The 21,949-nt window shown below is 61.9% G+C and carries 17 protein-coding genes; 8 read left to right on the top strand and 9 right to left on the bottom strand.

Annotation, left to right across the window (positions count from 1 at the left end):
- Window positions 1-1,020 carry a 23S rRNA (adenine(1618)-N(6))-methyltransferase RlmF gene (gene rlmF / locus Q8O69_RS17370; RefSeq protein ID WP_305593468.1) on the top strand — a complete coding sequence of 340 codons (1,020 nt, stop codon included), beginning with the start codon at window positions 1-3 and terminating at the stop codon, window positions 1,018-1,020.
- A gap of 103 nt (window positions 1,021-1,123) precedes the next feature.
- Here rlmF and Q8O69_RS17365 read toward each other — a convergent pair whose 3' ends face one another.
- Together Q8O69_RS17365 and Q8O69_RS17360 are read right to left on the bottom strand one after the other, a co-directional pair.
- Window positions 1,124-2,362: an SLC13 family permease gene (locus tag Q8O69_RS17365; RefSeq protein ID WP_305593467.1), complete on the bottom strand. Its 1,239-nt coding sequence runs from the start codon at window positions 2,360-2,362 to the stop codon at window positions 1,124-1,126.
- Between the two features lie 235 nt (window positions 2,363-2,597).
- A complete protein-coding gene (locus tag Q8O69_RS17360; protein WP_305593466.1) occupies window positions 2,598-3,965 on the bottom strand; it encodes a hypothetical protein in 1,368 nt (455 codons plus the stop codon).
- 172 nt (window positions 3,966-4,137) lie between these two features.
- Here Q8O69_RS17360 and Q8O69_RS17355 point away from each other — a divergent pair, with 172 nt between their 5' ends.
- On the top strand, window positions 4,138-4,932 hold the full coding sequence (locus Q8O69_RS17355) for an ABC transporter substrate-binding protein (protein ID WP_305593465.1): 795 nt from the start codon (window positions 4,138-4,140) through the stop codon (window positions 4,930-4,932).
- 121 nt (window positions 4,933-5,053) lie between these two features.
- Window positions 5,054-6,196, top strand: a complete 1,143-nt coding sequence (locus tag Q8O69_RS17350; RefSeq protein WP_305593464.1) for an ABC transporter substrate-binding protein — start codon at window positions 5,054-5,056, stop codon at window positions 6,194-6,196.
- Here Q8O69_RS17350 and Q8O69_RS17345 read toward each other — a convergent pair.
- The 5 genes from Q8O69_RS17345 to Q8O69_RS17325 all read right to left on the bottom strand — a co-directional run bounded on the left by Q8O69_RS17345 (window position 6,193) and on the right by Q8O69_RS17325 (window position 13,576).
- Window positions 6,193-7,512 (bottom strand): AarF/ABC1/UbiB kinase family protein, encoded by a 1,320-nt coding sequence (locus Q8O69_RS17345; RefSeq protein WP_305593463.1) that lies wholly within the window; start codon window positions 7,510-7,512, stop codon window positions 6,193-6,195. The genes Q8O69_RS17350 and Q8O69_RS17345 overlap by 4 nt on opposite strands.
- Window positions 7,513-7,548: 36 nt before the next feature.
- Window positions 7,549-8,340 carry an ABC transporter substrate-binding protein gene (locus Q8O69_RS17340; RefSeq protein WP_305593462.1) on the bottom strand — a complete coding sequence of 264 codons (792 nt, stop codon included), beginning with the start codon at window positions 8,338-8,340 and terminating at the stop codon, window positions 7,549-7,551.
- A 162-nt stretch (window positions 8,341-8,502) separates the two neighbouring features.
- Window positions 8,503-11,937 (bottom strand): SbcC/MukB-like Walker B domain-containing protein, encoded by a 3,435-nt coding sequence (locus tag Q8O69_RS17335; RefSeq protein WP_305593461.1) that lies wholly within the window; start codon window positions 11,935-11,937, stop codon window positions 8,503-8,505.
- The gene (sbcD, locus tag Q8O69_RS17330; RefSeq protein ID WP_305593460.1) at window positions 11,934-13,154 is read right to left on the bottom strand and encodes an exonuclease subunit SbcD; all 1,221 of its coding nucleotides are present in this window, start codon (window positions 13,152-13,154) and stop codon (window positions 11,934-11,936) included. The genes Q8O69_RS17335 and sbcD overlap by 4 nt, the downstream gene beginning before the upstream one ends.
- Window positions 13,155-13,156: 2 nt before the next feature.
- The gene (locus Q8O69_RS17325; RefSeq protein ID WP_305593459.1) at window positions 13,157-13,576 is read right to left on the bottom strand and encodes an Lrp/AsnC family transcriptional regulator; all 420 of its coding nucleotides are present in this window, start codon (window positions 13,574-13,576) and stop codon (window positions 13,157-13,159) included.
- 271 nt (window positions 13,577-13,847) lie between these two features.
- On the opposite strand from Q8O69_RS17325, the gene yjeH reads away from it, so the two are divergent.
- Entirely contained in the window at window positions 13,848-15,125 is a 1,278-nt protein-coding gene (yjeH, locus tag Q8O69_RS17320) for an L-methionine/branched-chain amino acid transporter (RefSeq protein ID WP_305593458.1), read from the top strand.
- A 195-nt stretch (window positions 15,126-15,320) separates the two neighbouring features.
- A complete protein-coding gene (locus Q8O69_RS17315; RefSeq protein WP_305593457.1) occupies window positions 15,321-16,646 on the top strand; it encodes a TAXI family TRAP transporter solute-binding subunit in 1,326 nt (441 codons plus the stop codon).
- A gap of 90 nt (window positions 16,647-16,736) precedes the next feature.
- On the opposite strand, the gene Q8O69_RS17310 is transcribed toward Q8O69_RS17315, so the two are convergent.
- Complete coding sequence (locus Q8O69_RS17310) at window positions 16,737-18,347, bottom strand: M28 family metallopeptidase (RefSeq protein WP_305593456.1); 1,611 nt, start codon at window positions 18,345-18,347, stop codon at window positions 16,737-16,739.
- A gap of 377 nt (window positions 18,348-18,724) precedes the next feature.
- On the opposite strand from Q8O69_RS17310, the gene yejK reads away from it, so the two are divergent.
- From yejK to Q8O69_RS17295, 3 genes are read left to right on the top strand one after another with little or no spacing between them, the layout of a single operon-like run.
- On the top strand, window positions 18,725-19,732 hold the full coding sequence (gene yejK, locus Q8O69_RS17305; RefSeq protein WP_305593455.1) for a nucleoid-associated protein YejK: 1,008 nt from the start codon (window positions 18,725-18,727) through the stop codon (window positions 19,730-19,732).
- Window positions 19,733-19,734: 2 nt separating this feature from the next.
- Window positions 19,735-20,553 (top strand): polyphosphate kinase 2 family protein, encoded by an 819-nt coding sequence (locus tag Q8O69_RS17300; RefSeq protein ID WP_305593454.1) that lies wholly within the window; start codon window positions 19,735-19,737, stop codon window positions 20,551-20,553.
- A 46-nt stretch (window positions 20,554-20,599) separates the two neighbouring features.
- Window positions 20,600-20,917, top strand: a complete 318-nt coding sequence (locus tag Q8O69_RS17295; protein ID WP_304864749.1) for a glutaredoxin domain-containing protein — start codon at window positions 20,600-20,602, stop codon at window positions 20,915-20,917.
- A gap of 33 nt (window positions 20,918-20,950) precedes the next feature.
- Here the strand turns inward: Q8O69_RS17295 and Q8O69_RS17290 are convergent, their stop codons facing one another.
- Window positions 20,951-21,886 (bottom strand): glutathione S-transferase family protein, encoded by a 936-nt coding sequence (locus tag Q8O69_RS17290; RefSeq protein ID WP_305593453.1) that lies wholly within the window; start codon window positions 21,884-21,886, stop codon window positions 20,951-20,953.
- Window positions 21,887-21,949 lie beyond the last annotated feature (63 nt).

Below are 21,949 nucleotides of genomic sequence, written 5' to 3'. Positions count from 1 at the left end.
ATGTCCCTGCCGCCGAAACGCCCTAACCGTAAACCCAGCCCTGCGCCTGGCAAACCTGCTGCAGGCAAGCTTGATGCAGCCAAGGGCCAGTTGCACCCACGCAACCGTCATCAGGGGCGCTATGACTTCCCCGCGCTGATCAAGGCCAGCCCCGAGCTGGCAGCCTTTGTGATCATTAATCCCTATGGCAATGAGAGCATCGACTTTGCCAACCCGGCGGCGGTTAAGGTGTTCAACCGGGCGCTGCTCAAGCAGTTCTACGGCATCGCGCATTGGGATATTCCGGCGGATTATCTGTGCCCGCCGATTCCAGGCCGCGCCGATTACCTGCATTACCTGGCCGACCTGCTGGCCGCCAGCAATGGCGGTCAGATCCCGCGCGGGGCCAAGGTGCGCGCACTGGATATTGGCGTGGGCGCCAACTGCATCTACCCGCTGCTGGGTAACCGCGAATACGCCTGGCAGTTTCTCGGCTCGGACATCGCCGCCAATGCCATCGCCTCGGCCAAAGCCATAGTGCAATCCAATCCGGGCCTGGGCGAGGCCATCGAGCTGCGCCAGCAGCGCGACAGCGCGCATATCTTCCAGGGCTTGCTACAGAGCGATGAGCGCTTCGACCTGACCCTGTGCAACCCGCCCTTCCATGCCAGCGCGGAAGAAGCCAGCAGCGGTAGCAAACGTAAATGGCGCAACCTCGGCAAACTCGACCCCAAACGCAAACTGCCGGTGCTGAACTTCGGCGGCCAGGCGGCAGAGCTGTGGTGCAAGGGTGGCGAAGCGGCGTTTGTCAGCCAGTTGATCAAGGAAAGTGTCGCGGTGGGTCAGCAGGTGCTGTGGTTTAGCAGCCTGATCTCCAAGGCCGGCAACCTGCCGGGCGTTTACAGCGAGTTGAAGAAAGCCGGCGCACTCCAGGTACAAACCGTGGAAATGGCCCAGGGCCAGAAGCAGAGCCGCTTTGTTGCCTGGACCTTTCAGACGGCGGAACAGCAGCAGGCCTGGCGCACAGCCCGCTGGTCGTAGGCTGGCAACGCGATAGCGCGATGCACGTAGCCCGGATGCAATCCGGGAGTGTATCTTGCGGCCAGCAAAGCGCCCCGGATTGCATCCGGGCTACGGCTTACGTCTACCAGGGCAGCCAACCGCCCAACGCCAGCCACAACCCCGCCACGCCCATGCTCAGCAAGGTCACCGGCACGCCGCTGCGGGCAAAGTCGACAAAGCTCAGCGGTACGCCCTGACGCCGCGCGCTTTCGGCGACGATAAGGTTGACCACGCTGCCGATCAGCAACAGGTTGCCGGCCAGCGTCGACATGATCGCCAGGCCCACCAACAAGGCTTCGCTGGCATCCGGCAACACGCCCAGCAGCAACATCACGTAAGGCACATTGCCGATCAGGTTGCCGGCCAACAGGGACAGGCTCGCCAGGGTGATCACCCCATGCGGCAGCAAGCCCAGCTCGGCCAGTTTGCCGGCCATACCGGCGACCTGCGGCAGGCTCATCGCCGCGCCGGTGACGATGAACAACCCGGCAAACAGCAGCAACAGGTTCCAGTCGACCTTCTGCACATAGTCGCGGCTGTCCACCCGCCGCGAAATCATCACCAACGCGGCAATCAGTAGCGCGGAAATTTCGCGCGGCATGCTGGTGGAAAACAGCCCGAGCAGCACCAGGCTGGCCAGCAGCGGCTTGAGGTAACTGCGCAGGCCGTAAATGCGCTCAACCGGGGTTTCTTCCTGCACTGCTGGTTTGGCCGTACCCCAGCGCTTGCGCCATTGCAGCCAGATCACCGCGTAGGTAATAGCCAATGCGGCCAGCGCGGGCGGGCCGGCGATAAAGGTGTAAGACCAGAAATCCAGGCCGCCGGCCTGGCCGATCAAAATGTTCTGCGGGTTACCGATCAGGCTGGCGCTGGAGCCGGCATTACACGACAGCGCCAACGCCAGGAGAAACGGCCGCGGATCGAGGCCACGGGCCAGCAGGCTATGGCAGAGCAACGGGGTGAGGGCAAAGGCGACGATGTCATTGACCAGCAACGCCGACAGCACGCCGCCCAGCAGCACCACGCCCAACAGCAGCAGCGCTGGCTGCTCGGCATAGTGACTGAGTTGCTGATTAAGCCAGGCGTACACGCCGGAGAAGTCGAACTGCGCGCTGATCAGCATCAGCGCCAGCAGCAGCAACAGTGCGCCGGCATCCAGGTGGCTGGCCGCATCAGCAGGTGATTGCGCGCCGCTAACCAGCAGCAATACCGCCGCGCAGCCGGCAATCCAGCTGCGATCAACACGCAGGCCACGAATGCCCCCTGCAGCCATGCCCAGGTAGGTCAATACAAACAGAGTTGAAACGACCCATAAGGTCATGCCGCGGCCATCCTTTGTTACCCGCGCGATTGCGCTGCAGCACTCTAAAGGGCCAAAGGCCGGCGGGGAACTGGCCACCAAGAAAAAAGCGCCAGGAGCAATTCTCAACGTCGCGTAGCGACAACCCGAAAGGTGGCTGCCAGGAATGGCAGGCCATAAAAAGCCGGCACACTGGCCGGCTTGCTTGGCACTCGGCCAGACGCATGCAGCGCGTCTGACCGGCAACAGCCCCTAGTTACTTGAGCAATTCGAACAGCGCGACGTTGCCGCTCTTCTCCAGACCGGTGACCAGGAAGTGCCGCCCCTTGTGCTCGACATGCGCAAGGCCTTCCGGCGCCAGCTTGCCGGAACCGGCACCTTCGCCGGCACCGACGACCTGCAGCACCTTGGGTTGCTCCGGCTGATCAAGATCAATCAGCGCCAGCGCATCCGCACGCTCCAGGGTAGCCACCGCCAAGCGCTTGCCGAAGGCATCAAAACTCACCACACCTTCTGGCTCGCTGCCTTTGTTGGGGCTGCGCGCATCCGGGTAAACGCCGGCCTGGGCCGCCATATCATCGAGTTGGCTGCCGGTGTCGCCGAGCAGCTTGCCGCTTATGGCATCGAACACGCTGACCGTACGCCCACCACCGCTGGGCAGGCCGGCTTTGGTCTTGGCGATTTTCGGATCGGTATCGCCTTCATCGGCGCTGATCAGGTAACGACCATCGGCGCTGACCGCCAGGGCATCCGGCTCGCGCAGGGCGAACAGCTCGGCAGTCGGCTGATACTTGCCGTCATCGACAATATCCGCCGCATGGCGCACGGTGCCGACGCCAAATACCTTGTCCAGCTTGCCCTGCAGCACATCGATCACGGCAATCGCGTTGTTTTCCTGCAGGCTGACGTAGGCGCGCGCGCCGTCCGGGCTGAAGGTCACGTATTCCGGCTCGATATGCTCGGGGCTGGTGCCGAACGGCACTTTCAGCTCTTCACCGTCGATCACCCGCTCCAGCAAACGCTGATGCTCGGCCTGGGTGGCACCCTCGACACCTGCCAGGTCCGGCAGTTTGATCAGGCTGTGCTTGGCCGCTGCTACGCCGCCGCGCAGGTCGATCAGGCTGATCGAGCCTTCACCGCTGCGAAAGCCCTCGCCGTCACGCACATAGCCTTCGCCTTCGTTGGCCACCACGATGAAGTCGCCTTTCGGCGAAAACGCCAGGCTGTCCGGCCAGATGCCAATTTCTACAGTGTTAAGCAGCTTGCCATCGGCCGCCGCACGCAACTCGACGCGGCCGTTTTTCAAGCCATCGCTGTTGCGGATGCACACGGCAAACAGGTCTTCGCTGGGGTGGAAAATGGCCGAGGTGATCTCCCCCGCACCTTCAGCCACCAGCTTATGCCGGGCAATGCGGTTAAGGCCCTTGGCCGGGTCCAGCTGCAGCACATCCACCAAGCCTTCGGCGCTGTTGGAGACAATCACCCGCATGCTTGACGCCTGCGCGCTGACAATTTCAGTGCCGGCAGCAAAGCCGCTCTCGTACAGCGCCAGGGGTTTAAGCTCAAGTGCCGAAGCCAATGGAGCCAGGGCAAACAGCGCACAAAGTGTCGGGATTCGCAGCACAGCAACTATCCTTATGCAAAGACATGGGGATTGAACAAATCCGCAGCAGTCTTCATTCACGCAATGACATTTTGATGAACTATTAATGGCGTTTTATCTGCGCCTGCGCAGTGGTATTACTGGGCCATTACCACGCGCATGCGCTATTCCCGGTTGTCACTAAGGGGTTTTAATGAAGTGGAAAAACCTGTTCGTCGCGTTCTGCCTGTTGCTGGGGCTGCCCGCGCAAGCCAGCGAACAGCCGGAACTGAAGATCAGCGTCGGCGACTGGCCGCCTTATCTGTCCAGCGAATTGCAACACAACGGGGTGATCGCCCACCTGATCAGCGACCTGTTGGCCGATGAGGGCTATCGCGTCACCTTTCAGTTTCTGCCCTGGCCACGCGCCTATTCTGCCGCTGCGGCCGGGCGCTTTGACGGCACCGCCGTGTGGATGCACAAAGACGAACGCGAGGCGGATTTTCTGTTTAGCGCACCACTGCTCGATGAGCAATTCGTGTTCTTTCACCTGAAAAGCCTGCCCTTCGACTGGCAGACCTTTGACGACCTCACCGGCATGACCCTCGGCGGTGGCCTGGAATACAGCTACGGCCCGCAGTTCGATGCCTTTCTCGCCGAGAACAAGGTGAAGATCGAGCGCGTCTCCAACGACCAGCAGAACTTCGAAAAACTGCTCAAGGAGCGTGTGGTGCTCTACCCGCAGGAGATGAACGTCGGCTACGCCGCCCTGCGCAGCCACTTCAGTGCGCAAGATCAAGCCAAGATCACCCATCACCCGAAACCGCTGCTGGTCAACCTCAGCTACCTGATGCTGCCGAAAAGCCTGGAAGGCAGCACGGCGCTGCTCGAACGCTTCAATAAACGTCTGCAGCTCTACCGTGACAGCGGCCGTTATCAGCGTTATTTCGATGATCTACAGCAAGGCAAGTACCAGCAGGAGCCGTCAGCATCACCGGCAAGCGAGTAAAGCCCGGTCTTTTATGCACAACTGACTAGAGTGTCTTAGAGGATCACATGCATACCCAGAATAAGAAGAAATGGACGAGCGGGCCCTGCAGTGGCCTGCGATCATGGCAAGGAGCTTATCGATGACCTCTCGACAGCTGCTGCGCGGCCTGGTGCTCAGCTGCCTGCTGACGCCGGGTTTTGCCAGCGCAGCGGAGCCAGGCCTGAGCACGGATGAAGTGCGGATCGGTATGGTCAACGCGCAGAGCGGCCCGGCGGCGGCCCTGGGTTTGGGCATGCTCAATGGCGCCCAGGCCTACTTCAAGCGCGTCAACACCGAAGGCGGGGTGCACGGCCGGCGGATCAACCTGCTCAGCCGGGACGATGGCTACGAGCCCAGCCAGACCGCCGCACATACCCGCCGACTGCTGAAAACCCAACAGGTGTTCGCCCTGCTCGGTTATGTCGGCACGCCCACCTCACGCGCCGCCCTGCCCCTGGCGCAGCAGGCGCAGGTGCCTTACCTGTTCCCCTTTACCGGCGCCGAGTTTCTGCGCACACCGACAAAACCTGGGGTGTTCAATATTCGCGCCTCCTATATCGAGGAAACCGAGCACCTGGTCGAGCGCGTGACCAAAGACCTCAAGCTGAGCAAGATCGCCATCCTGATGCAGGACGACTCGTTCGGCGAAGCGGTCAAGGGCGGCCTCAACGGCGCCCTGCTCAAGCGTGAGCTGACGATTTATGCCCAGGCGCACATCCAGCGCAACTCACTGGACGTGGCGGCAGCCATCAAGACGCTGCAACGCAGCCAACCGGAAGCGGTGTTCTTTGTCGGCACCTACAGGCAACTGGCCGCCGCGATCAAGCAGGCGAAAGCGCTGGGCTTCAACACGCGGTTTATGACGGTGTCATTTATCGGCACCGAGGGCTTTATCCGCGAGGCTGGCAATGACGGCGACGGGGTGTATATCTCCCAGGTGGTGCCCTCTCCGCACGACAGCTCGCGGGCGCTGGTACGCGCCTATCAGGCCGATATGCAGCCCGGCGACTTTGACCATGCTTCGCTGGAGGGCTATATCGGCGCGGCAGTGTTTACCCAGGCGCTGCGCAAGGCTGGCGCTGAGCCGACGCGGGAGGCGTTTCTTGACGCACTGGAACACCTCAACACGGACCTTGGCGGCTTCAAGGTGGCGTTCTCGCGCCGCCAGCACCAGGGCTCCAGCGCAGTATTCCTGACCCGTATCGAGAAGGGCCAGGCTGTTCCTGTCACCCGCATGCGCTAGCGCCCGGCCAGCTGCCCCTGCAACAGATCGGCCACCGGCAGCGCCACGCCGAGGCGACTGAGGTTCCAGTAATGCCCTTCCAGCGTGCGATTGACCAGCAAGGTGGCCGGTGCCGGTTGCAGGCTGCCCAAGGCACCCAACACATCAGGCAGCAGCCGTTGCACCTGTTCATGCAGCGGCGTGGCGGCAAAATCCCAGTGCACCCCGGGCTGCAGCAGCGGGCCAAGCAGGCCATGCAGCTGACGGTACAAACCATAGGGCGTGGTGGATTGCGGCTGGCGTGTGCCGAGGGCCTGGAAGGCCAGCTCCAACTGCTCGCCATCGCGGGCCTGCAGGGCTTTGTAAGTTTTCACATAGGCTGCCAGCAACGGCTCGGACAGCGCCTGCACGCAACCGAAGTCATACACCACCAGCTCACCGGCGGCGGTGTAGGCAAAATTGCCCGGATGCGGATCGGCATGCAGCAGGCCCAGTTCGAAAGCCTGGGCACTCAGCCAGCGCACCAGGGTCAGGGCCAGGCGCTCACGCACTTCGGCACTGGCCTGGCTGACCTCGGCAAAAGGTAAGCCAGCCTCCTCGCTGAGCGCCAGCACGCCAGGGCGGCACAGGTCTTCCTGCGGTTGTGGCAGGCGCAAGCCCGGCCAATCGGCGAAATGCGCGCGAAAATCCTGCAGGCGGCGCATCTCCGCCGGGTAATCCAGCTCGGCCTCAATCACCGCCGCCAGTTCCTGATACAGGCCCTCCAGCTGCTCAGCCGGCGCGCGAAACAAGCGCCCCAGCGGTAGCAAACGGCGCAGCTGACGCAGATCCGCCTGGCAGATCTCGGCGATGCCCGGGTATTGCACCTTGAGCACCAGCGCCCGGCCATCTGCCGCTATAGCGCGATGAACCTGACCGAGGGATGCTGCGGCAAAGGGTTGTTCATCGATCTGCTGGAAGAACTGCCCAAGGTCCGCGCCATACACCTGCTGCAAATGCCCGCGCAGCGCACTGAAGGGCAAGGCCGGCACGCGGTTCTGCAGAGAAGCCAACGCCAAGGCCACCGGCTCAGGCAATACCCCCTGCCACTGCGAGGCCATTTGCCCCAGTTTCAGCACCGGGCCTTTCATCTCACCCAGCACATCGGTGAGCAAGTCACCCACCGGCTGCCAATCAATCCCGCTGCGCCCTGGTCGCAGGCTCTGCCCCAGCACGCTGCCGCCGATGCGCGTGGCAGTGCCGGCCAAGGTGAGAAAGCGCCCAAGCGCAGAGGCAGACGGTGGAGCGGCGGGAGGCTTGGCCATGCGGTAATACTCATCGAGGCGAAGCACGATCATGCGCCTGCGCTTGGCAGGCACCAAGCATTAACCGGCTCAGGGCTGCGAACGTGCCAGAAACTCCCGCACCTGCTGCTGATAGGTCACCGACTCGCGCTGATGTTCGATTTCATCCCAGATGCGCGCGGCCTGCTCCGGGTTGGTCGCCACATAGGCGTTGGACAGCATCAGGTAGTAAGCCTTCTCTTCCAGCGGCAGCTTGACCTTCTCCAGCCGCGCTGCCAGCTCAGGATTGCTCTGCAGCACGAAATCGCCGCGCAGGCTCTGCAGCGCCGCCGCTTCAATGCGCTTATGGCTAAGCATCTGCAACAGCGCCAGCGGATCGCGGCTGGTTTCATCCACCTCGGCGCCCTGAGCACGAATAAAATCGACAATCGAAAAGCCGCTCAGAGATCCCACCTGCCCGTGCAACTGGCGAAACTCCTCGCCGTTCCAGCTCACCGGGCTGCCCTTGCGCCGGTACAGGGCATAGATCGAGGTGTGCAGGCGTTTGCGCTCATCCAGGCGACCATCGGCATCCTGTGGGTAGCGGCCGAGAAGCAAACGCTCCTCTTTGAAGCTGGAGGCAAAGGCGCCGTCATAAGTACCTTGAGCAAGCCCAGACAGGCAGCGTTTCCAGGGCACCGCAACAAAGCTGAACTGCAGTGGCAAAGCATCAGCGACCAGGCGCAACAGCTGCAGATTGAGCCCGCTGCCGTCGGTCATCACCCAGGGGTAGGAGTTCTGATCTTCATAACAGAGGGTCAAGGCCTCGGCCGAGCGCGGGGCTGCATGGATATCAACAACCAGGCAATAGCAGCACAGCAGGCAGATCAACAACTTGGCCAAGTGCAATGCTCCGAGGCAGTGGAGAGCGTCGTTCCCTGATGGAGAGTGCGGCTTCCTGCGCGCTAGGAGCCTGTCGGGCTTAACCGTTCGTAGCGAGGAAAAGCCCGACAGACTCCTAGGCTTCAGTATAGGTAGGCATTGCCCAAGCAACGCTGGCGCAGATCAATTGTCCCGCGCACTCACCGCAAAGCGCTTATCCAGGCCGCTGTAGCCCATACCGACACCCTTGTGGACTTTCAGCTGCACCGGAATGCGCTCCTTGAGCGCCTCGACATGGCTGATCACGCCGATCATCTTGCCGCTGGCATTGAGGTTATCCAGGGCGTCCAGAGCCACTTCCAGGGTTTCACCGTCCAATGTGCCGAAGCCTTCATCGAGAAACAGCGAGTCGATGCTGGTCTTGTGGCTGACCAGATCGGACAGCGCCAGGGCCAATGCCAGGCTGACCAGAAAGCTCTCGCCGCCGGACAGGGTCTTGGTGTCGCGCGCCGCATCAGCCTGCCAGGTGTCGATCACTTCCAGCTCCAGCTCGCCACTGCTGCGCCGCGCCAACTGGTAACGGCCATGCAGGCGTTCGAGCTGCTGATTGGCCAGGTAGACCAGATGATCCAGGGTCAGGCCCTGGGCGAATTTGCGGTACTTGGCGCCATCGGCCGAGCCGATCAGGCTGTTGAGCTGTTGCCATAGATCGTATTCGCCCTGCTTGGTCTGGATCGCGGCAAACAGGCTTTGCTGGCCTTGCCTGCGCGCGTCGTCACCCTGCAGCTGGGCGCGGATTTCGCCCTGGCGTTCACTAAGGGCTTTTAGTTGGGCGTTAAGGGCCAGCAACTGTTCATCCAACTGCGCCAGGCTGAAGGCGGTAGCCGGGCTAGCCTGCAGAGCCTCAAGCTGCTGCGCGGCAGCACTGGCCAGGGCCTGGGCATCGCTCAAGGCTTTGTCCAGGCGCTGACGCAACTGCTGCAGAGCGGTGCGTTGGGTCTCATCCAGCAGCGCGGCCAGGTAAGCGGCCTCATCACCAAAGGGGCTGGCGCTTAGAGCGGTCGTCCACTGCTGCTCGGTCTGTTGCAGGCGCGCCTGATCATCCTGCAAGCGGCTGGCCAGAGCCTGACGACTACCGGCTAACTGCTGCTGACGGCGCTGCGTCTCTTCCAGTTGAATCTGCGCCTGCTGCAAAGCCGCCTGCGCATCGGCGGGTTTGGCCGAGGCCGGTTGATCGGCCAGGCCCAATGCATCCCAACGCTGCTGCCAGAGCGCCGCCTGCTGCACAGCAGCCTGCAGGCCATGGTCCAGCTCACTGAGCTCGCGCTGTAAATCCAGGCTTTGCTGCTGATTGTGTTGCCAGCGCTGCCACTCGGCCTGGCGCTCGGCAAGCCAGGCGCTGGCGTCGTCCGGCAGCTGATAGCCGAACTCGGCCAGGTCCTGGCTCAGGCTTTCATTGCGCTTGTGCGCAACGTCCTGCAGCTGCTGCAGACGTAACCGGCCTTGCTTAGTCTGCTCCTGGCGTTGCTGCAGCTGCAGATGATTGAGCGCCTGCTGTTGCTCCAGTTCACTGCAGCGCTGCTGCAGATTTAGGCGCGCCTGCTGGCGCTGCTCAAGAATGGTATTGAGCTGTTGCAGCTGCTCAAGTTGCTGCTGCAGTTGTTGAAGTTCAATGTTCTGTTGCGCCTGCTGCTTAGCCAGGGCAACGGCATCGGCCAACGGGGTTTCCAACTGCGCGCTAAGCGCTTGCCAGCGCTCGCCTTGCTCGGCCTGGGTCTGCTGGCCCCGTTCAAACTGCTGCTGTTGCTGCTCCAGGCGGGCGGCGAGCTTTTCCAGCTCGCCGGCCAGTTGCCGACCCTGTTCGGTCAGGGCCTCCAGCTCAGTGCGCTTGCTATTGAGCAGCGCCTTGGTCGCCGACACATCCAGGGCCTGGTATGCGCTGATCGCCGGGTGCGACTCGGAACCGCACAGCGGGCAGGCCTCCCCGAGTTGCAGCTGAGCACGATGGGCTTCCAGGGCCTGGATACGCTGCTCCTGCTCCAGCAGTTTCTCCTGGGCCTGCACCTGTTGCTGCAGGTCCTTGTAGCGCAGGCGCAACTGCGCCACTTCGGCAGCCTTGGCCTGATGCTGCTCGCGCAAGCTAATCAGGGCGGTTGTCAGCTGGGTCTGCTCAGCCGTCAGGCGCTGCTGGGCCACGGCCAACTCACCCAGCTGGGTCAGCACACCGCCCTGGATATGCAGCTGCTGCCAGCGCTCACGTAAGGCCGCCTCACTGCGCCCGGCCAATAGCGCATCGCGTTGCTGCTGCGCGGCGTTTTCCTGTTCGCGCGCCTGCTGCAGACGAAGCTGTTCGGCGCCAAGTTGCTCAGTTTGCTGGCTCAGTTGCGTCTGCGCCGCGGTGATGGTTTCTTGCAGCTGCTGTTGACTGAGTTGCAGCTGGGCGATTTCTTCAGCCAGCTGCTGCCGCGCCTTAAGCTGCTCGCCCCAACTGCCCAGCTGCTCACCCAGCCGTCCATGCTGCAGCTGCGCGGACAGCTGTTGCTGTACCTGCTGCAGGCGCTCGGCCAGCTGCTGGCGCTGCGCCTGGCAGTCAGCGAGCAACGCCGCGCTATGTTCGCGGGCCTGCCAGGTCTGATCGGCAATCGCCTGCTCAACCTGGCACTGTTCGGCGGCATTCTGTTGCAGGCCCTGTTCGGTCTGCGTCAGACTCTGGCGGGCCTGCTGCCAGTCATGGTGCAGCGGCTGCAAACGCAGTGCCGGCTCGCTGGCGGCCAGTTGTGCCAGCTGCGGTTGGGCCAGTTGCAGCTCATGCTGCGCCGCCTGCTCGGCCTGCTGGCTGGCGTGCAACTGAGCCTGGGTCTTGCTCAGTTCCTCACACCAGCGGCGCTGGCGCTGCAACTCGGCCTGTTGTGTGCCGAGCGCCGCTTCATCCATAGCCAGTTGCTCGGCCTGCGTTTGCAGCTCAATACGCTGCTCATCACTTAGCAGTTCGACGCCTTCGGCCTTGGCGCGCAGCTGATCGAGGGCGACCTTGACCTCGCGGCACTGCTCAAACACCCGCTGGGAAATCTGCCCGTAGATATCGGTGCCGGTCAGCTCTTCCAGCAGCTCGGCGCGCTGGTTGGCGTTGGCTTCGAGAAAGGCAGCAAAACCGCCCTGGGCCAGCAGCATGGACTTGGTAAAGCGCTCGAAATCCAGGCCCGTCAGACGCTCGGTCTCGCGCAGCTTCTCGTTGATCTTGTCGGTAATGATCTGACCGCTGGCAGCGGCCAGTTCAACCTTGGGTGCCTGCAGCGCGCCATCGGCTTTATCGCGGGCGCGGCGCTGGCTCCAGAAGGCGCGGTAACCGACGCCTTTGACCTCGAATTCGACCTCGGCCAGGCAGTCGGCAGTGTGCCGGCTCATCAGTTCATTGGCGCTGGCCGACACCGTGCTCATACGCGGCGTGCGGTGGTACAGCGCCAGGCAGATAGCGTCGAGCAGCGTGGTCTTGCCCGCTCCGGTGGGCCCGGTAATGGCGAACAGGCCGTTATCCTTAAAGGGTTCGGCGGTGAAGTCGATCTTCCACTCGCCCTTGAGCGAATTAAGGTTTTTCAGACGCAGGCTAAGGATCTTCATAGCTCGCCCTCGCGCAGCTCGCTTACCACTTGCTGATACAGCCCCAGCAAGCGTTGTTGCTCGGCGTTATCCAGGCTTTCGCTGCTTAACCGCTGGGCGAAAACATCCTCGACGCTTAGCTCATCCAGGGTTTCCTTGGCCTGGCCCTGCAGGCTGGCGCTGGCATTGCCGCGCTCGCGGCGGATACGCAGCACCTCCACCGGCAGGCCCTCACACAGCGCGGCGATACGCAGCTGCAAGTCGCTCAGGTAATCGTCGGTGCCGACCAGCACTTCCAGCCAAACCGGCTGCTCGGCGCGGCCCTGCTCCGCCGCTTGCTTGATCTGCACTTCCAACTCTTTTAGCGAGCCGCGCAGCGATAGCAGCAGCTGAAAACGCGGTACCGGCAGCGCGGTGATCTGGCGCAAGGCGCTGCTATCCAGCTCCACCAACAGCACTTCCTTCTGCTGCCTGGCTTCATCGAAGCTCAGGGCAATGGGCGAGCCGCAGTAGCGGATATGCTCCAGGCCACCGACCTTCTGCGGCCGGTGGATATGCCCCAGGGCGATATAGGCCGCTGGCGGAAAGGCGCTGGTGGGAAAGGCCTCCAGGCTGCCGACATAGATCTCGCGCACCGAATCGCTGGCGCTGGCACCGACTGTGGTCAGATGCCCCGTGGCGATAATTGGCAGGTCGCCGCCCAGCTCAGCGCGCTTCGCTTCGGCCAGGGCATAGAGATTCTGATAGTGCTGCTGGATTGCCTGTTGCAGCGACTGCTGCTTGTCCTGGGCGCTCTGCCCGGCCTGGCTAAGCAATACATCGCGCGGGCGAATAAAGGGGATGCCACAGAGAATCGCCCCTGGTTGGCCGTCGCGCTGGTGCAGCACCAGCAGCTGTTCATCCAGCTGCTCGCAGACGCCGGGAATCACCCGCGTACCGAGCTGCGCCAGCAGCGTCTTACTCTCGCCGAGCATAGCCACCGAATCATGGTTACCGCCGAGCACCACCAGCTCGCAGCCGGTGCCACGCAACTCGACGATAAAGCGGTTGTACTGCTCGCGGGCATAGCTGGGCGGCGCGCCGGTGTCGAAGATATCGCCAGCAATCAGCACGGCATCCACCGCCTGCTCGCGTACCTGTTCGATCAGCCAGGCGCAGAAGGCCTGGTGCTCGGCTTGACGGGTCTTGCCCATAAAGTGCTGGCCAAGGTGCCAGTCGGATGTATGCAGAATGCGCATGTTTAGAACACCCAATCCTTAACCACCATATGGGTCTTCACTTTCTGCATACCGGGAAAGTCTTCGATCTCGCCGCGAATCTCGCTCAAGCGCTGCATCGACGCGGCCTCAATGGACACCAACATATCGGTCTCACCACTGATGCCACTGCAGCGGCGCACCTCGGGAAATACGCGCATCAGCTCGACATAGTGCTCACAGCGCCCGCCCTGGTAGAACAGCTCCAGATAGGCCTTGATCGCCCCATCGCCCGGCGCCGTCACCTGGGCGTGATAGCCGCTGATCACACCGGCCTGCTCCAGCTGACGAATGCGCTCGCTGACGGCCGAGCGCGACAGGTTGACCTCGCGGGCGATCTGGCTGACGGGCATACGCGCATCGGCGCGCAACAGGGCGAGTATCTGCTGATCGAACTTGTCCACAGGTCTTTCTCGACAATAAGGACCTGTTCAGAGGCTCGCGAGCTAGAGATAAGCGGTGGCGAAAAAGCCGAGGAAGCGGAGTGTACTTTTGTACATGAGCATTCCGAGGCGGTTTTCAACGCCGTTTAGCCGAAGCGCAGCAGCCTGTGAGTAGGTCCGAGGCAATTTGACGGCCAATTCCGTCATTCTGCCGGTTAACGCCGACGCTTCTACGGCGGTGTTTTGCAGGGCTGCGCCCTACCATAGCCGGCAAAACGCCAGAGCATACAACATGAGTCGTCTGAACCAGGAATTGGGCCTGCTGCAAGGGATTGGCCTGCTGAGTACCTCGCTGCTGGGCACCGGGATTTTCGTGATCCCAGCGCTGGCCGCCACCGCTGCCGGCGAGGCGTCTTTATGGGCCTGGATGCTGCTGATCGCCCTGGTGCTGCCGGTGGCTTTTACCTTCGCTCAGCTGGGCCGCCACTTCCCCCATGCCGGCGGCGCGCCACATCTGATTGGCCGCGCCTTTGGTGCGCGGATGGAGCGCTTGAGTGCGCTGCTGTTTCTGGCTGTGCTGCCGGTGGGTTTACCGGCGGCGCTGAATATTGCCAGCGGCTTCTGGCAGGGTCTGTTTGATCTCAGCCGTGGCCAGGCCCTGGCGATCCAGTTGGCCACCCTGGTCGCCATGCTGTTGCTCGGTCAGCGTCCGGCCAAGGCCAGCGGAATGATTCAGGGGGCGATTGCCGTGGCGATTATCGCCACCATCGCGCTGATCTGGTGGGTGGGTGATCTACCCATCAGCAGCCAGCCGCTGCTGCCTACGATCAGCGGTTCCTGGCATCTGCTGCCGGCAGCGCTGGGCGTAATGTTCTGGTGTTTTGTCGGTATAGAGGCCTTTACCCATATGGGCGAAGAATTCAAGAACCCCGAGCGCGACTTCCCCCTGGCCCTGCTGTTCGGCGTGCTGCTGGCCGGCCTGGTGTACTGGGCCTGTTCGGTGGCGGTGCTGAGCCTGCATAGCTATGGCGATGTGACGACCGATGCTGCCTCCCTGCCGCGCATGCTCGATCTGCTATTGGGCGAGAAGGCACGCTGGATCGCCGCCACGGTGGGTTACCTGGCCTGTTTTGCCTCGATGAACGTGTATATGCAAGGCTTTGCCCGGCTGATCTGGAGCCTGGCCGACGAAGGCAAACTCCCCGCCAGCCTGGCGCAGCGCAACCCGCACGGCGTACCAGCACGCGCCCTGCTGCTGGTGATCCTCAGCTGCGCCCTATGCGCCAGCCTGGCCAGCATGCTCGAGCTGACAGTGGATGACCTGATCCGCTACGCCAACGGCAACTTCGTAGTTATCTACCTGCTGAGCATGGCCGCAGGCGCGGTACTGCTGCGCGGCATTTGGCGCTGGCTGGCCGCATTCAGTGCACTACTGTGCGGCCTGGTGCTGCTGATGCTGGGCATGGATGCCGGGTACGCCCTGGGCTTGCTGGTGGTGCTCGCTTTGCTGGATCGTTGGCGTGAGCAACGCAGCATGCGTCTGGCCGATCCGAAGACGCAGGGCATTTAGGAACAGTTTTACGATCTCGCGAGCTAGAGCCATGCAAGGCAAAAACAGGCGAGGAAGCGGAGTGTACTTTTGTACATGAGCATTCCGAGCCTGTTTTTAACGCAGCAGGGCCGACGCGCAGCAGATCGTAAGCGGGCATTTAGCTTGGCCAGTCATTGCGGCTATTCTGAGCCCAGCTAATGACAAGGACTGACCATGCGCCGCATTCTCCATGACCTGAAAATCCTTATCCTTACCAACCTGTGGATTGTGCCGGTGCTGGCTGGCTTGGTCGGCGCGCTGTTCTATTTCGCCGCGCCGCCGCCACCGATGCACGCGCGTATGGCGACCGGCGCGGTGGGTGGTGGCTACCATGCGTTTGGCCAGCGTCTGCAGGCTGAGCTGGAACTGCAAGGCTTTAGCCTGGAGCTGGTTGAGAGTGCCGGCTCCGAAGATAACCTGAACAAACTTGGCAGCGGCGAGGTGGAACTGGCGCTGGTGCAGAGCGGCCAGGAACTGACCCTGAGCGACGAGGCGCGCGGCAAGCTCAATGGCCTGGGCGTGATGTACCGCGAGCCGCTGTGGCTGTTTCTCGGCGACAAGGTCAAATTCGAGCGCCTGAGCGACCTGATGAAACTGCGCTTGGCGGTTGGCTCCCAGGGCAGCGGCACCCAGGCCGTGACTGCAGCATTGTTTGCAGCCAATCGAATCGAGCCGACGCAATACCCCGAGCGCTGGCAGCAGTTGGGCGGCAGCCGCGCCGCCGACGCGCTGATTGCCGGCCAACTGGACGCCGCCTTCTTTATCGGCCCCGCCGAAAATGCGCTAATTCAGCGCCTGGCGGCTGAACCCAAGGTGCGCCTGGTCAGCCTGCGCCGCACCGAAGCCTATCTGGCGCGCCTGCCGTACCTGAGCCAGCTACAGGTGGGCGAAGGCATGCTTGATATGGCACACAACAGCCCGGATCGCGACATCGTCACCCTCGGCCCGGTCGCCACCCTGGTCGCCGGCGAAGAATTCCACCCGTCACTCACCCCGCTGATTCTCGAAGCAGCGAAGACTGTGCTGAAAAACGGCAGCCTGCTCGACCCAGCCGGCAGCTACCCGGCCAAGCCGCCACTGTCCTTGAACACTCTGGGCGAAGCCGATTACTACTACGACAAGGGCCTGCCGATTCTGCAGCGCTACCTGCCGTTCCGTATCGCCTCGCTGGCCGACCGCTACATCATCCTGGCCATCCCGCTGCTGGTGCTGCTGTTCCCACTGTTCAAGGCCGTGGGACCGATCTACCAGTGGCGCATCCGCGCACGCATCTACCGCTGGTACAAGCACCTGCGCGAGATCGACCAGCAGCTCTACAAAGGCAAGCTGCCCAGCGACCTGGACGCTGAGATTGCCCGCCTGGAACGCCTGGAAGACGAACTGGCGCGGGTCGAAGTGCCACTGTCTTACTCCAGCGAGCTGTACCAACTACACATGCACCTGCGCTATATGATCGAGCGGCTGCATGCGCTAAAACAGCGCCAGTTGACGGCCAGCTAAGCCGCTAGAGCAAACCGCCAGCCACATTTATTGCAGGCAAAGAAAACCCCGCCAGAGCTGAGCCCTGGCGGGGTTTTGCATTTCAGCCGATTACTTGATCCAGTGCTTGCCCCAGTGAGTGATGTCGTAGCTCTGTGCACTACGCGCCACACTCCGCTCGGTCTTGGCGGCTTCGATCTGGTCATCCACCACCTTGGTGGAGAACGATAACCAGCTGGTCACAAAGGCCATGGCGTCGCCGTTGATCTCCAGAGCACGCTGGGCGATGTTGTTTAAGTCATCGCAACTGGCGTGGTAGCAAGGGTCCAGCGCGATACCCGCCGTGCCGCCATAACGGGTTGCCTGCTCCGGGGTCTTCAACACCTCGGCCCCGGTGAACAAACCACCGAAGGCGATGCCATCAAGGAAGAACTGCGCGTAATCCGAGCGGAAAGTGATCTCGTCGCCCTCAGAAGGCAGGCCGCGCAACTTGTAGTACTCCTCGAACAGTTTTTCGATGGCCGCCGAACCGGGTGGGCCTTGCAGACCGAACGCAGAACCGTCGCCGTCATAGATGAAGTAGGCGAAGTTTGGCGAAGCGATCATGTCGAAGTTCAAGTACGTCTTGATCTTGCTCTTCTGCTCGGCCGGGAGTTGATTGACGTAATAAGTCGAACCAACCAACCCAGACTCTTCGGCACCCCACCAGGCAAAACGCAGCTTGTTCTTCGGCCGCACCTTCTGCAGCTGCAGCGCCAGTTCCAGCAACGCGGCACTACCGGAGGCGTTGTCGTTGATGCCCGCGCCCTCATACACCGAGTCGAGGTGAGCCCCAGCCATCACCACATTGTTGGCATTGCCATAACGGCTCTCGGCGATCAGGTTGAAGGTCTGCGTGCGCTCGCGCACCACATCAGCCAGCATACGCACTCGGGTTTCTGCGCTCTGCGCCAGGCCAACCCCGACATCGTAGGTGGCGAAGAACACCGGGATACCGCCGGCATAGCTATCACCCAGAGTGGCGTTAAGCAGGCCCTTGCGGTCCTCGGTGTCGCCCTGGTTGAAAATGATCACACCCGAGGCACCAGCCGCAGCAGCGTTCTCCGCTTTCAGCTGGAAGTTACAGCTGCCGCGCTGCAACAAGGCGATGGAACCGGAGGGGAAGTCGACAAAGTCTTCCGCCTCACAACCACTGCTGGACAGGTTGCCCGCGCCCAGTGCGATATCCACAGCCGCCACTGGCGCACTGACGTCACCGTCTTCGGTTTGCGACAGGTAGGTAAAGTCCACATCCCACTCATACACCGCTGGCGTCGGCGCCAAAGCCTGCAGCTCGCCGGGCCCTTGTGGGTAATAGGCGGTGAAGGGGAATGGCTGAACCTCTACGCGATACCCGGCACTTTCCAGGGTGGATTTCACGTAGTCGATTGAGCGCTGGTAACCGGGCAAGCCCGCAGCGCGATTGCCGCCATTGGCCTGGGCTATGTCCTTGAACATCTGCAGGTGAATGGAGGTGTTGCTCGCCTGCATACAACGCGGCAACCCCAATGTAGTGCTGTTGAGCAGGCCAAAACGACATTCCAGAGGACCCAAGCGGGCCGGGCTCCAAAACGCATTGAACAGTTGGCTGCTACTTTTGTTCGACTCTGCGAGCACCTCACCCGAGATCGCCGCCAGTAGGCTTCCAACAATCAGACCGCTTTTCACAATCTTGTTATGCATGCTGCCTCCAATCCATATATGGAGTTTTTAGGTGCGGCAGCGCTTGTGACACCGCCGCGATACGTCCCTTTACTGCGTCGTGTGGACGCTACATAACCTAGACGTGGATATTCATCTTCGCGAACCGATATCTACAAATTTCTTGAAAATAAGAACTTATCGACGAACATGGGAGCAATTGGCCAGCATCGCCCGCCGTGCCTGTCGGGCTGCAATAACTGGCGCCAGGGCGTTAACAGCCCGGTGTGGCGCGTGGACAGATGGAGAGAGCCCCGTACTCAGGTAAACTCTGCGCACATTTTGTAGATCGGCTCCGTATTGGCCTCGCCAACAACCCAGGAGCCATCCCCCTGCGACTGAATTGAAGACCTAGCCCCATGCCGATCCGCCACTGCATCGTCCACCTGATCGACAAAAAGCCCGATGGCACCCCCGCCGTGCTGCACGCCCGCGACACCGAGCTGGCCGCATCCCAGGCCATCGAAAACATGCTCGCCGACCTTAACGAGAGCTATAACGCCAAACAGGGCAAGGCCTGGGGGTTTTTCCATGAGGAATCCGGGGCCTATCCGTTCAGCGGCTGGCTGAAGCGCTATCTGGACGACGAACAGGACTTTGCCGCCTTCAGCCGCCAGGCCGTCGAGCAGCTGCAGAAGCTGATGGAAGAATCCAACCTGTCCACCGGTGGCCATGTGCTGTTCGCCCACTACCAACAGGGCATGACTGATTACCTGGCCATCGCCCTGCTGCACCACAGCGAAGGGGTGGCCGTTACTGACACGCTCGACGTGACCGCCGCCAAACACCTCGACCTCAGCCAACTGCACCTGGCCGCTCGCATCAACATCTCCGAGTGGCGCAACAACGCCCACTCCAAGCAGTACATCTCGTTTATCAAGGGCAAGAACGGCAAGAAGGTCTCGGAATACTTCCGCGACTTTATCGGCTGCCAGGAAGGCGTCGACGGCCCGGGGGAAACCCGCACCCTGCTGAAAGCCTTTAGCGACTTTGTGGAAAGCGAAGACCTGCCCGAAGAACAGGCCCGCGAGAAGACCAAGACCTTGGTCAGCTACGCCGCAAACCAGGCCAAACAAGGTGAGCCCATTACCCTCGACGAACTCTCCGGACTGATCGACGAAGAACGGCCCAAGGCCTTCTTTAATCACATCCGCAACAAGGATTACGGCATGGCCCCGGAATTTCCGGCGGACAAACGCACCCTTAGCCAGTTCCAGCGTTTTACCGGGCGCGCCGAAGGCCTGTCGATCAGCTTCGAGGCGCACCTGCTCGGCTCGAAGATCGAGTACGACGAAAGCACCGACACCCTGGTAATCCGCAATTTACCGACGCAGCTCACCGATCAGCTTAAGCGCCGCAAGAACTAACCATGAGCCGCCTGCCGGATAGCCTGCTGGATGCCTGCCGCTGCGATCCGGCAGCACCCTTTGCCCAGGACCCGGCGCGCGATTTCGGCTTGGATAAACAGACGGCCAAACTGGCCCTGGCCGAACTGCGGCCCTGGCTCAACCAGCAACAACGCATGCTCTGGGCCAACCGGCGTAATGCCCTGCTATTGATCCTGCAGGGTACCGATTGCTCCGGTAAGGACGGCGTGATTCGCCGGGTGATCAGCAGCTTCGATCCCCAGGGCCTGCGTATCCACTGCTTCCAAAAGCCCGATGCCTGCGAACAGCGCCATGATTTTCTCTGGCGCTACCAGCGGCGTTTGCCTGGGCTGGGCCTGCTCGGGGTATTCAACCGCAGCTACTACGAAGGGTTGATCAGCGATCCGCTGGATGGCCTGTGCAGCGCCGCCGAACTTCCCGCGCGCCAGCTGGCGATTCAGGCCTTCGAGGCGCAGCTGATCAGCCAGTCGACTCAGCCGCTGAAATGCTTTTTGCAGCTATCCCGAGATGAACAAAAACACCGCCTGCAAGAGCGTCTTGCACACCCGCATAAACGCTGGAAACTGCACAGCAGTGACCTGCAGTCCTATCGCGAATTTGACCTGCGCCAACAGCGCTGGGCCGAACAGCTAAGCGCCAGCCACAGCGACGCCGCGCCCTGGTATGTGATTCCGTCGGATCATCGCTGGCTGCGCGACTGGCTGGTGGCTAGCTTGTTGGCCCGCGAGCTTGAACGCTTGCAACTGGACTGGCCGAATACCCCGCTGCCGTTCAGCTTGGAAGATTTGCAGCGCAGTTAGCGCACGGCTCACTAGACCCTCAACACAAGAAGGCAAAGGAACGCCCATGAAGAAAGTCATCCTGCTGCTATGCGCCTTGGCACTGTTCCAGCACTGGGACACTGTGCAACGCTGGTTGCAACCGCCGCTGGCCGAACGACCAGGCGAAGTGGTGTTGTATGCCACGCAATGGTGCGGCTACTGCGCGAAAACCCGCGAGCAACTGGCGCAGGATCAGATTGCCTACCGGGAAATCGATATCGAGAAAGACCCCGCCGGCCAGGCGACCTTCAAGGCCCTGGGTGGGCGCGGCGTGCCCTTGCTGGATATCAAGGGCACCCTTATTCACGGCTACGACCCACAGGCGATGCGCGCCGCGTACTGAAACCTCGGCGCGCAACAGATCGTAAAAACGTGTTTACAGCGCCTTGATGGCAAAGCCCAGACGCGGGAAATGCACGTGCACGGTGCCGGCACGTTCATCCTCGCGGCGCAGGATCAGTTCTTCAACACCGGCGAACACGAGCTCGCCCTCCACCGGGTCGACGCCGTAATCGGTGGCGGCAATCTGCACCCGCTGACCGACCGCGAAGCCATTGGGCTCGACGAACTGCTCGGCCGGCAAGGCCGCCGGCGTCGCGGCACGGGCGATGGCGATAGCGTCTTCTGCACTCAGCGCACTGGACGCGCCATGACCAAAGCCCAGCACGCGGCCTAGCCAGGCGCTGACATTTGGATAGGCGTCGACCAGAGGCGCGGTCACCGCGGTGCCCTTGAGGAACCACAGACAATGGGCCAGGGAGAAGTCAGCAATCGACGGCTCACCGAACAGATAATCGCCCTCCTCGCGCGCCAGTTGCTGTTCCACCCGTGCCATCAGCGACGGCCAGTTGTGTTTGGCGACCTCCACCGGTAAACGCGTGGCGCTGCCGCCACTGAACAGCCCGGCACGGTCGGCGACAAAGGCCTTAACCGCCTCGGGCGGCAGCTTGCCGAAACGCACTGCGACCGACTCCGGCTGAAACACCAGGCTCACCGCATGCTGGAATATCAGCGAATCAACCCACTGGGCAAAGCTCGCCGCGACGAACTCCTGGCCCTCCGGGAACAGCGCTGGAGTCGCTTTCTCCGCGTCCAGGCGACGCGCAATCAGCGCGGTATCACAGTAGATATCGGCACCCACCTGCAGCACCGGAGTCTTGCGGTAGCCACCGGTCAGCGCCACTAGATCGGGCTTGGGCATGATTCGCGGAATCTCCACCGAGCGCCAGGACAGCTGCTTGAAGCCCAGCATCAGGCGCGCCTTCTCGGCAAACGGTGAGGCATCGTAATGGTGCAGGATCAACTCGTGCATAACAGGCTCCGCTGCAATCAGATAAAGGAGCCAGCTTAACCCTGCACAGCGTTGCGGCCTACC

Source organism: Pseudomonas sp., assembly GCF_030690725.1.
In the GTDB taxonomy this organism is placed as follows: domain Bacteria; phylum Pseudomonadota; class Gammaproteobacteria; order Pseudomonadales; family Pseudomonadaceae; genus Aquipseudomonas.
This window is presented reverse-complemented; position numbering and strand designations above follow the sequence as displayed.